Genomic DNA, 12287 nt, shown 5'->3' with positions numbered 1-12287 from the left:
ACACAAAAAAACGACCTTTCCCGGGTGGAAAAGGTTGTTAATGACCTTCGTCTCGTCTATTTTAAACAAAATGTCGACTGCTGTCAAATAATTTACAGGTTTACAACTCTTACAAAATGCCCAAGATGGAGTCCTCCGCCTTCCGAATTAAACGCCTGGTCATTTCGCCGCCGACCGCTCCGGAATCACGCGATGTGAGGTTACCCCAATAATCTTCTTTAGTGGATGTGAGGCTGCTCGAAGGGATGCTTCCCAGTTCTGCGGCAAATTCAACATCCGCTGAAGTTAACGTTTGTTTCCCTACAGGCAAACCCATTTCCGCTGCAATTTCGTACTTCATTAAATCCAGTGCTTCGTGGCTTTCAGGGACGATTTGACGGCGCCCGGATTGACCTTTACCCATAACCTTCAGCTCCTTATGAATGATGTGGATGATGTAGGTATAGGGTGTTCCGTTTGACGCCCGTCAAGCCGTATAAGATGTTGTTAGTTTGAGCAAAATATCCCTACTTGATCGTATATCCGCCGCGCACAAGCACGATTAAGCTGACCTTACTCTTCGGATCCGACGTGATGCCGCGGCCTGCGCGGGGAGCCACAACATAATGGTTGCTGCCTACGGATAAGCCCTTACCGATGTCCTTCGCGCTTGTCAAATCCGAGAGGCCTCCGCCGTCTTCTGTATAGGCCGTCCCTTTACCTGCCCTTACTACGAATTCCGTGCCTTCTGAACCGATAATCGTTTGACCTGGTCGAACGGTAACAGGTTTCATCGCCGCGGAAGGGGCCCCTTCATCCGGTTTCCCTTGATCCGGCTTCGTAGGCGTGGTTGGCGGGGTAGTCCCGTTTAACTTGGCCAGTTCGGCTTTCACCAAACTCGCGACTTGCTCATCCACATAGCTCTTGGTTACCACCGGGTCATTAGCGGATCCGGGTTGCGTGGCCGGAGCGTTACCGTCCGCATTAATATACATGATGGAGCCCGCAGTAAGGAGTGCCCCCATAAGCACGAAACTGTAAGTGACTTTAGCAATTTTGTTCATAGTTCCTCCTCTTCATGACTTAGATTGATTTAGTAGTTTGATAGAGTTCCTACTCCACAGTGTACCACCGCAGCATTTTGCTAGCCACCAGACTTTTGTGATTCTGATAGACGTCATAGATATTAATCTTGATTTCTTCATACTTCTGGATCTTATTGAGGATCTCCGGATCGTTCAAGACGATGGTCTTGGTTAAGCCTTTGCCCACTTCCAAATAGGTCTCGTTAGCGTTTCCGCCAGGAGTTGTGCCCGTATCATCCGGTTTCCCCAGCGCCACTTTTTTGCTGAATGTAAATTTATCGAACCCCTGATCCTCGAGTTCAAACAGAAGCTGATGCGACTCCGCGACACCCTCGTACTCTGATTTTTTCTCCAGGTCATAGATGAAATCCAGCTTAATCCCGTCCGCAGCCATATTGGTAACCGAGAGATAGGTATTGAACTTGCTCAAAGAAAACTTATACGGTTCTATCGTCATATCTTTCAATGAAGTATTTAACGTCGGCGCACTCGTCAGATCCGCGGCAAACCCGTTCGCTTGAATTAGAGCATCCACCGCGCCTTCCCCGGTACCCGCAACATTATTCGCCAAGATCAAGGTAGGACTCTGTTGCAGCGTCTTCGGAACGTTAGCCCATGCAGAAATTAATACTTTACCGTTCGGTGTGATCTGGGTTTTGTAATCCGAAAGACTGATCGGTAACATCTCATTGTTCGCCAGGCGCAGGAAACCCGTCATTTTGTTCAATTCAACGGACCGCTTTTCTAAGTTCTCGACCATTAGATTCATATAAATCAAGTCGTTCGTGTTTCCTGCATACCTCTTCGTATCCACAACGGTATAGTTGGCTCTCTTTCCGATGGTTTCAGTTGTCAGTGTCTGGCCTTTGGCAACGACCGGAATCTCCGTAAATCCGCTAGACTTGAACTGTCCGATGAGTTTTCCCGTTTTGGCTTCTTCATTCTCTTTCTCAAAAAGAGCCACTTTCACATTCGAACCCACTGACGAGTAAGGGATTTTCGTGTGGACGATAACCTTGGCGGAATCCTTCGGACCGATTTCCACGATTTGATCCAGCTTGATTACTTTGGTCTTTGTTTCATCCAACTTCACGCCATCCAGTATATAGTGAGCCGACAATGTTGGAACAGACAACGGCCGTGTATCGTGATTGGTTATCGTGAATTCCGCAGCTACTACATCTTCGTTGCCTAGCGGAAGTCTTTGCAGAGCGTTTAAGGTGAAACCGTACTTTCGCGTATCCGCTTCATAGGCTAATTCGGTGTTGATGGCAACTTCATTCTGCGAGGATTGTGGGAGTTTGTAACCTGCGATTACGAAATTTACTCCCTTATCGTTCTTAGCTGACTTCAGCAATAGCGATGCACCAGCCAAGTCTACCGTTTTGGAGATATTCGCGTTTAGCTGTAGTTCCTTGTGATCTGCAGGATTAACAACCATTTTCTCCGTTGCATTCGCCGCTGTGAGAGGGTATTGGAGCCCGTTCCTGGTTTGCAGAATATACTCATATGCCGGTAACTCATAGGCGTTAGTTCCGCTGTTCAGCATGTCAAAATAGACTGAGACCGATTGATTTCGATCCGTCTGGGTGATAAATAACTTCTTCACTTTGGTGGTCAATGTTGTGGTGCCTGCCACAAAAGCTCGTTGTTGATTCGGTTCCGCGAACAAATTAGCCGTAGTTGGCTCAGGAAGCCAATAAGAAGCTACGGGCAACGTGATTTTGTCCGTTTCATCGGTCTGCGTTACTACGAGCTGCAGGTTTTTCGTGGAGTTCTTGATGGGGACGGAAGCCTTGAGATGAACTCTCTTCTTATCCCTTGGTTGAATGGAAAGATCTTTCAGCTCTTCTGTTTGTACAGGGTACAACACGCCAGTGTTCGTTCTTAGAGAAAGCTCATAGGCAGGTAACGTGAGATTCCGATAGCCGATATTCTCAAGCGCATAAGTGATGTCGACCGCAAAGTAATTTCCGTCCTTGGAGACACTCATTTTCTCAACGGCTGTATTCAGCTTAGTGTTATTGGCGAGTACAACTTTTGTTTTGTTAATAGGGGTGGTTACGCTATAGTTCACAGGGAACTTAAAGATGCCTCTTCGCTTTTCATAGTTAGCCGCGCTGAAATCCCACTGAATGAATTCCACCATCAGGTCAGACAGCTTCGTGGTGGGGCCGACAATCGCATGGAACGTGAAGTTTTCAGAGCTTTGGGGCGCGATCTTGGTCTTTTCTTTATCCGTTGAAACCAGCTTGGCCGTGTAGTTGTTGCCTGCCTTGGATTTCAGCTTGGTCCAATAATTGATCCATTGCAGTTCTCTTGCATCTCTATTGAATACGGAGATTGTATATGTGAACACATTCCCTTTATCGGTAGCGAGAATCTGAGCTTCTTTCATAGAAACGTAACTCTTGGCTGTCAGGGCAATAGGAGGGATTGTGCTCGTAGTTGTTGGTTTCACTACTGGTTTAGCCGTAGCTTTCGTAGGCGTGGCCGCTAGAATGGGGTCTGTTAAACTCGGAACAAGAAGCAGCGTTCCTAGTGCGATCGCGATGGTGGTATTCGTCCTTCTGTACATGCAATGGTTCCTCCCGAATGGAATATAGGTTGTTACTTAGTTAGACGGGATGGATGGAAGAAAGTTGCAGGGAATAAAAAAACAAGGCGAGGAAAATCCTCACCTTGTTCTTAGTTGGAGAGTAATGAATTACTCAACAACGATTGTTGCAGTTGCAGTAGTACCGTTAGAAGTTCTGTAAGTCAAAGTGGAAGTACCTTTCTCTTTACCAGAGATAACACCAGCTTGAGATACAGTTGCAACTTTAGTATCGGAAGAGGAGAATGTGCCAGATGGTGTGATTACAACACCGTATTGGTCTTTCACTTCTTTCGTAGCTGTTACAGTACCGCCAAGACCTACTTTGTACTCAGTTTCGTTAAGTGTTACTGCACTTGCTACTGGAGCTGCATCGGATACTGTTACTGTAGTGTCAGCAACTTTAGCACCGGACTCGTTGTAAGCTGTAACAGTAGCTGTTCCTGCTTTTTTACCCCATACTTTAGTACCGTTAACAGTCACGATGGACTCATCGGAAGTAGTCAGGGAAGCCAAGAAGGAGCTTTGTACGATTGCAACTTCAGTTCCGTTTGCAGTTTTACCTACAAGCGTTACTGTTTTGCTGTAGTCGCCAGTGTAAGCATCGTCAGCTTTGTCAGCGAACAATGTTGGAACAGCTTTAACTGCGAATGTTTTCACATCTTCGTTCTTAACAACAGTTACATCAAACTCGTATTTGGAGTTAGCAACGTCGTTCAGAGCTACAGTGATTTTTGCTGTACCAGCTGCTACTGCAGTCAGTTTGTTACCACCAGTGGAAACAATACCGTTGTCGCTGCTAGTGATGCTGTATACGCCAGCTGCTACGCCATTTACGCGGCCATAGTTGTCAACGTAAGTGATGTTGTCTGCATCGAAATCGTTAGATGCGCCAACTGCGTATGCTGTTGCAACATCTTTAATTCCGTGGATTTTCACTGGAGTTGCTGCAGCTTTAACATCTAGAGTTAATGTATCAACAAGTACTCCACCGATGTAAGCATATACGTTCGTGTTAGAACCTGCACCGCCAGTAAACTTGAATACAAGTTCGCCTTTAGCGTTTAATTTAGGGTAACCTTCAGCAAATTTAAGCTGACTGTTATTGCTAACTGGTACCAATACTTTAGAAAGATCAAGAGTCTTAAGATCTGTAGGAGCGCCGTATGTGTCAACTGCTACATAAGGGATCTTGATTTCTTCACCGGAAACCGCAAGTACACCTGGGTTGCTAAGGTCAAGAGATTTAACTGTTGCAGATCCTTCAACTTTGAAAGTTGTAGTAGCAGATGCACCAGTGCTGTTGTTAACTGCTGTCAGAACTACAGTTGTTGCAGTTGTGCCAGTTTCGAAAGTCAACACGCCGTCTTTGTCTACTGCGAAGTTCTTAACAGCAGTTGCATCGTTAACTACGAAGTTGATACCGCCGATGGAGAACAATCCGCTACCGTTCGGGCTGATTGCTGAAGTCAAAGGCAATTTGATGTCTTGGCCGTATTGGTCAGCTAATTTGTAAGGAAGTACAAGTCCTTTTTCGTTAGTGGAGATACGAGTTTTGTCTTTCAATGGAGCAACAGTGCTCAATTGAATTACAGTTGCGGAGCTGCCAGCTACCACTTTAAGAGTCTTGGAAGCGGAAAGACCAGTGGACGGGTGCAACACAGTGATGATGATGCTGTCGTCAACTTTAGCTACGTCATCGGACTTAAGATCGTAAGTTCCGGAAACGTTAGCTGTAATTGCGTTACCTTTAGTTGCATTGAAAACAGTAGTGTTCAGGGAAGTTGATACTTCTTCATTGAATTGGTTAAGAGCTTTAATTTTCAGATCTTGACCATCCGTTTTTTGGATGGAAGTTGCGCCGATTTCTACCTTAGCAACTTTCTCTTCTTCTACTTTAACAGTTTTAGCTTCGAAGCCTTTAACTGTTACCGTGTAGTCGCCAGCTGGCAAGAAAGTAGCTGTCAATACAACGGATTTGTTATCGTCAGCGAACTTAGGAGTTACAGTGTAAGGAACAAGACCGTTCTTCACATCGTAAGTCAAAGCTGCTTTTTCTGTTTCGGAAACGGCTTTGTTGAAGTTTACAGTGATTTTCTTAGCGCCGGATTGAGCGATCGAAGATACTGCAAGAGCATCGTATTGTACAGTTACTTTGTACTCTTTGCCTTTGTAAGTAACAGTTACTTCGTTAGCGCCTACTACTAGAGCTTTATCAAGCTTGAACGCTTGTGCTTTAGCATCGTCGGAGAAAGTAACTTCGATGTTGTTAGCATCTACTGCCTTCACAGAACCGGAAACAACTTGCGGTCCTTGGGAAGCCATCCATGCTGTGTAAGTAGCATCAACGATTACGCTGCGAAGAGCGATACCTTTGAAGTTAGCTGTGGAAGAAATAAGTCCGGATTTAACAGCTGCTGCAACATACTCTTTCGCCCAAGCGGAAGCGTTTGTGTCAGGGGAAGCTGGGTGGTCGATGCCTAGAGCTACAACCAATACGCGAGCTACTTGCTCAACTGTTACTTTAGCTGTTGGAGCGAAAGTAGTTGCGGAAGTACCAGCCACCAGGCCAGCTTTGCTAGCTGCGTTGATGTAAGGAGTGGACCATACACCTGCTTTAACGTCTTTGAAAGTGGAAGCTCCCGTTACTGGAGTCAAACCTTTCAGGGATACTAGGATTTTAGCAAGCTCAGCACGTGTAAGGGAGTTGCTTAGACCCGCGTTACCCGATGCGTCAACACCGCTCAAAATACCTTTTGCTTTCAATGCTTCGAATTTCTCAGTTGTTGTTAGTTCGGCACCGGATACCACGCTTGCGAACATAGAGAACGCCATTGCTGTGGATAGTGCTACGGATACAATTTTCTTCATAACCTTTTTTTCTCCTCCTCTATTGTGTTGCACATTGTTTTCTTTGTCTTCATTTAGAAAGCTCGTATTACTCATAGTGAGTGCACCCCCTTTCCAGAGTTAGAGCGTGATTAATATAAATGATGTCTGCGACTATGTACGCCACAGAAACTAGTAAACATACTAAAAAAGAGCATGCTAGAAACTGTGAAACTACCTTAAACATTATACAACGGCGCATCTATAGCGTAAAGACATATTTTGAGAAATATATCCATCCCGTTTAACCAAAGCGGCTTCTGTTTAAGTTTCACATATATAAACGCAGGCTTTATTAAAAAGTTGCGCTTATTTAAAAATTATTTTAAAACCTTAGCGAAAAATGTTGAATCTTGCATTTCTTGTGTCTGCATATTATGTATATCTGACCTACAATGCTAATTATATCCTCAGTTTCCACATCCGTCATGCTGTAAGTTTTACCAATTTAAAACACATTTCCATAAAAAATATAAACAAAAAAGCCGCCCCCCGAATCAGGAGGACGGTTGTTAGACTTATTTTAATTTCATGGCCAGATCAATGATTGTCGCTCTTGCCTGGGGATTGGTGTGGAGGTTGGCGTACATGTTCTGAAAGTGCTCTACATTCTCCTTGTATTCTTTCTCTTCCCTAATGGCGATGTGAGACCAGTCAATTAAAGCATTCTCCGCATCAGTCAAAGATTGGAACGCGCCATGAAAACCGGTTTCAAGGACGAGCTTCTCCATTTCGTTCTGTTGAATTTCACGTATTAAGGTAATGTTCTGAATTTTGGCTTCCATCACTTTGCTTGTTTTCTCGAACAGCTCTTTGGCAGCTAAATATTCTCTCTGTGCATTGGAGTAAATTTTCTTCATTATAATCACCTTTTGTGTGTATATTTGTAAATTAAGTAAGTAATGCCTCTATTGTATCTCAAAAGCTCTGTGAAAACAAAATTTAATATATGGCAACTCATAGACAAGCCGCGCAACTTAAGCTGCACGGCTTGGTGTTTATGGTGTATATGGAAGGAAAATGCCTAGCTCGTTTAGTTTGCTTACCGGGAAGTGAAGCAACACTTCAGAGAATAACTTAGGGTCTTCCATGAGTTCATGAAGGCTGTAAGTTTTCCCAAGCACCTTACTTTCTTTCGGGAGATAATCTTCTTTCAACGGATCTGTTCCGTCAACAGCCAATTTAAAATTACGTTCTTCAAGAATTTGTCCGTATTTATCGTAAGCCTGTATTCTAACCTCGTTAAGTCCGTCCGCCTCAAGTCCGGCATAACCGGCTGTCCATACATTGTTAACTTTGGAATTCAATACCCGGACACCTCTGTTAGAGGTAATGATCACTTTATCAACATCCGAATCCGCGGCTATATCAATATTCGTTAAGTTATTGCCTTGGGAACTAGGTACAAGCCCTTGAACATAGTGTAGTGTCTGAATGCTCTTGATATAACTCTTTGGAATAACGACGCCAACCCTTCGCGGAGGTTCAATGGAAAGGATCGTGTTGTTAATGTTCTGTACTGTGGCGGTTGCAGGATCAACTAGCGTTTGCTTAAAATCACGAAACGTAGAGAATCGGATAAAGATTGGGTCATTCTTTAAAGGATACTTATTGGTAGCGGCTGTACTGATTAGATCACTTTGCGTTGAAGCAGGTGCATAAGAATAGTTGGCGTTGACTACTGCGTCAAACCCCGTTGTTGCTGCTTCTATTGCTTGATATAACGGTTCCGCATAGGTTGTGTGTAAAAGTGCCGCCGTGGCGGTGGTTGTGTCTAATGAAATATTTCTGGACGTGTTTATGGCTAATGAAGCCAGTTTAGCCGCTTCGTTACCCGCTCCGATTACTTTGGCGTCGGTCGTCATGAAATACGGATATATGGCATTGAAAGCATAACGTCTAACCTGTTCGGCGTAGGCCACCACCTCAGATTTATACTGAGCAACAGTCTTAGTACCCGGAGCTTTCACTTGAACCGGACTTGGTGTTGTAGGCTTTATATTGAAATACTTAACGATACTTGCATCTTCGTCCGTCAAGGTATTACTTATGGATACAGTGTACAAATGGTTAGCTCTTAGCGGATTCCCGACAGGCATCGTCACGTTTAAAGTGTTAGATGATGTAACGTCTTGTTTAGTAATAGTTGTCGGATTATGAGGTGTTGCGGACGGGCTCAGCTCGTTACCTGATATAACGATTGTATTCTCCGGAACATTAGGCTTAACACCGTTCTGAAATTCAAGGACCAGCGTCTTGCGGTATCCTACTCCATGGGCATGCACGTTATTCGGAAGACCCGTATTTACGATGCCGGGAGTAAATTTAAAGGTTTGATTTCCTGGTTGAAAGCTAAAGTTCGCTGGCGTAGGCTTGCGCTCAACCGTAAATGTCCAACTAATAGCTTTGTTATTGTCTTTGGAGGTATCGCCTGTTTTATGGACAATACTTCCTTGCGGGATAATAACTTGATAAGATTCACCCGGCTTTAACCGATTCTTATTGTTCGGATCGTTGACCGCTTTTGTTGCATCAAAGGGATTTACTTTAATGGCAAGCGTATTTCCTGTTACAATCAACTCCGGATCCAGAACTCCGTCACCGTTTACATCCGTACTAGCAAGCATAGCATGGACAGGTGTGTTCGTAGACATTTCAATGACCTGGATTTTAGCTTGTTGCTCCGCAGCTCCATCCAATTTATCAATCGAAATGGTTGCCGGCGTATGCGCACCGATAATTTCGCCTGGATTACTGTTAAAGCTTACTCTGACATAGGGCAATTGGGAAGGTACGCCTGACTCGTTGTTTTCCGGGTAAAAACTATTTTCCAATGGCGTAGGTTGATAAGCATCAGCCGTAGACGGAGCCCCAACCAAGGACGCCACCGTCACCGTTACCAGAAAAGCCGAACCGATTACAGCCTTCTTCATATTGTCAAACATGTTTTGTGTAAACATTGAACTACTCCCCCTTAATTTCCATTCGTTGTGGATTGTACGATGTAATCCTTCTGTTCAATCACTTTACCTTGAATATCCAGCGCTTTAATGGTGATCTTCTGCCCCAACTTTAATCCGGCCGTTGCCAGACTGAAGGAATTTCCGCCCTCATAATGCATAACGTCGCTGCCCGCCATAACGGAGGTCACTTTATCGTTGGAACGAACGATAATGGTAGAGAACAGCGAACTGAAGCTGATCTTGACATCGCTTAAAGCAGGACCGTTAATCGTGATCGGCGGCGAGGTTGTCCCCGTGCCTGTTCCCGGCGTGCCTGTATTCCCGCCATTGCCGGCAGCCGACGGATCAACGACAAACACAATGAGCTTCGGTTTGTATGTAGATCCGCTCAGCGTACCTTCGTAAGTGAATTTGCCGATTTCGTTCGTCGGGATGCTTGGCCAAGTAACAGCTACTTTGCTTACGGAAGTCCCCAGTACAGCATCCACATACGTTGGCAAGAATTGAGCGGCTGATGCGTTAAGGTTTAGCGTAATCGGGTTCAGCGGCTTGTATGTAAGCGCGGACCCGCCGCCGTTACTGCTGTTACCGCCGCTTGAACCCGCGGATGTGCCGCCCATATAATTGTCAACGACCCGTTTCAAAATGGCGGCTACTTGTGCACGGCTCACAGCTTCCGCCGGTCGGAACGTACGGTCCGGCATCCCCGCCATCAGCTGTGCGCTAACCACGGATTGAACCGCGGATTTACGCCAGCTGTTTACTTGCGCGCTATCTTTATATGGAAGCTTGACTGCAGCGTTATTATCTAAAGGCAATTTAAGCGACTTCGCCAGCATACTGGCCACTTCTTGTCTTGTAATCGGTATGGTGGGACTCAACTTGCCGCCGTCCTGATATTCCCCTTGAATATACCCAGAGCCCACCGCAATGCCCACTTGCTCATAAAACCACGATTTAGAGCTCACATCCGCGAACATCGGCGTATCCGCATTCGTATACCCCATCACTTTGTTCAACAATGTGAAAAATTCCACCCTCGTAATCGACTGATTAGGCTTGAACGTTCCGTTGGCAAATCCGCTGATCACTCCCTGCTGATGCAGAGCATCAATCGCGCTTTCGGCAAAGTTGCCTTTCGTATCTTTGAACGCGGCGGCCGAGGCGACCGGAATGACGGCCATGGTCACCAACTGCAGACTTAACGCCGCTCCCACCCATCTGGTCCGCAAACCGATGCGATTCCATTCTTTCATGCTAATCACTCCTGTCATTTTGGCTAGTATAATACGATGTTGTCGGTGTAATCCGTCTTCAGATCTTTCTCGATAAACTCCAGAAACCGGGCCAGCATCACTGCCGCATCCGCACGGGTCATGACATCATTCGGTTTAAATCGGTTATCGCTTGCCCCGATGATCAAGCCCACCTCTTGAGCGGCATATACCGCATCCTTGGCCCAATATGGAATGAAGCGATCATCCTCAAACGAAGTTGTGTATGCCGTCTTCGGCGCCTGTGTCTCCAATCCTAATGCCCGGATCAGAATGGATACAGCTTGCGCTCTCGTAAGAGGACTGTTTGGGCTAAAGAGATTCGGTGTAACGCCGGATACGATCCCCTTACTACTTGCGCTCAACATATATTTATAATTGGCATCCTTGACGCTCAAATCGCGAAACAACAAGTTTCCTGATACCGATGCTTGTTCTTTCCCTTTGGCAAGCACGCGCGTATCAGCAGCCTTCATGACGGCCACGGTAAAATCATAACGGTTCATGGCGATGTTCGGAGCATAGATCTCTGTCTTCTCCGTCAGAATATCCAATGAATACAACTTCTCAATCGACTCTTGCGCCCAATGATTCTGCGTATCCCTGAACTTCGGAACAATCAACCTTTCGATCCCCGGAACGCGCTCTTGAATCAAGCGAATTTCGCCAATGTTGCGATTCGCAGCCGAAGGCCCCCCTGTCGCTGGATCGTTCACAGGCATGTTGTACTCATACCGGGAAGCCATTTCCCCGTTCATAACCCGCATATACCCGCCGTCAAAGCTTGTATGATTCGCAATATTATCCTGATAAATCAGCTTTTTCGTGACACTGTCCGAGGTTGTGGATTTCACGGTCCCGTTCCATTTCTTCGCCGCAATGGTCTGGTTAATCACCTGAGATTCCGCGGAGCCCCAGAAATTCTTGAATCCGACATCTCCCCCGCTTAGCGTTACCGTTATTTCCTCTTCATCGGTCTTTCCCTTGTTCGCTATGTACACTTTTTTGCCGGCGAGGTTACCGGAGTAATAGTCGCTCACAGGACGATTGTCGATCACATCCGACTTGGAGAATTGGTAATCAGCCAGCGTGTACTTCCGACCCGAGATTTCGATATCTTCCTTATACCCTCTGGAAAGCAGCGTATTGGTTGTGGTCTGCCCCTTATCCGGCCGCAGCGTTTCGGTTGTGACGAAGGTTTGCTTGCGGCTAAGTTTCCCTTTGTGGTTCGGGTCCACGGAAATTAAAGCAAACGAATATCCTATCGTGGTAACGCCTTTGGCTGTTTTCTCGGATCGGGTCATTTTGCCGGAAAAGGTTATGGGCTCTCCGCTCAAAAATACAACTTCTTCATATTTATACTCGTTATTGACACCACCGGCGTAATCCGGCGGAGAGGCGGATCCGGTCACCGGCCATCCCAGTGCCAGCAACAACCCGGCTATCAGTAGCTTCTGACCTGTTTTTGTGCGCGAAAACAATGCATTCCCTCCCTTCCTGT

General features: G+C 45.8%; 8 protein-coding genes. All 8 read right to left on the bottom strand.

From position 1 onward, the window contains the following. Positions 1-109 precede the first annotated feature (109 nt). Positions 110-403, bottom strand: coding sequence for an alpha/beta-type small acid-soluble spore protein (locus SY83_RS10895; protein ID WP_068606422.1), 294 nt, complete (start codon positions 401-403; stop codon positions 110-112). 103 nt (positions 404-506) lie between these two features. Continuing rightward, entirely contained in the window at positions 507-1043 is a 537-nt protein-coding gene (locus SY83_RS10890) for a hypothetical protein (protein ID WP_068606419.1), read from the bottom strand. Between the two features lie 49 nt (positions 1044-1092). Continuing rightward, the gene (locus SY83_RS10885; protein ID WP_068606418.1) at positions 1093-3642 is read right to left on the bottom strand and encodes a hypothetical protein; all 2550 of its coding nucleotides are present in this window, start codon (positions 3640-3642) and stop codon (positions 1093-1095) included. A 129-nt stretch (positions 3643-3771) separates the two neighbouring features. After that, positions 3772-6606 carry an S-layer homology domain-containing protein gene (locus SY83_RS10880; protein ID WP_068606415.1) on the bottom strand — a complete coding sequence of 945 codons (2835 nt, stop codon included), beginning with the start codon at positions 6604-6606 and terminating at the stop codon, positions 3772-3774. 461 nt (positions 6607-7067) lie between these two features. After that, positions 7068-7409 (bottom strand): hypothetical protein, encoded by a 342-nt coding sequence (locus SY83_RS10875; protein WP_068606413.1) that lies wholly within the window; start codon positions 7407-7409, stop codon positions 7068-7070. Between the two features lie 138 nt (positions 7410-7547). Then, positions 7548-9509: a hypothetical protein gene (locus SY83_RS10870; protein ID WP_068606411.1), complete on the bottom strand. Its 1962-nt coding sequence runs from the start codon at positions 9507-9509 to the stop codon at positions 7548-7550. Between the two features lie 14 nt (positions 9510-9523). Further along, positions 9524-10768: an S-layer homology domain-containing protein gene (locus tag SY83_RS10865; RefSeq protein WP_068606409.1), complete on the bottom strand. Its 1245-nt coding sequence runs from the start codon at positions 10766-10768 to the stop codon at positions 9524-9526. 23 nt (positions 10769-10791) lie between these two features. Further along, on the bottom strand, positions 10792-12267 hold the full coding sequence (locus SY83_RS10860; RefSeq protein ID WP_068606407.1) for an S-layer homology domain-containing protein: 1476 nt from the start codon (positions 12265-12267) through the stop codon (positions 10792-10794). Positions 12268-12287 lie beyond the last annotated feature (20 nt).

The organism is Paenibacillus swuensis (assembly GCF_001644605.1).
GTDB classification, from domain to species: Bacteria; Bacillota; Bacilli; order Paenibacillales; family DY6; genus Paenibacillus_N; species Paenibacillus_N swuensis.
The sequence above is the reverse complement of the archived record's forward strand: the minus strand, read 5'-3'. Positions and strand labels throughout refer to the sequence as shown.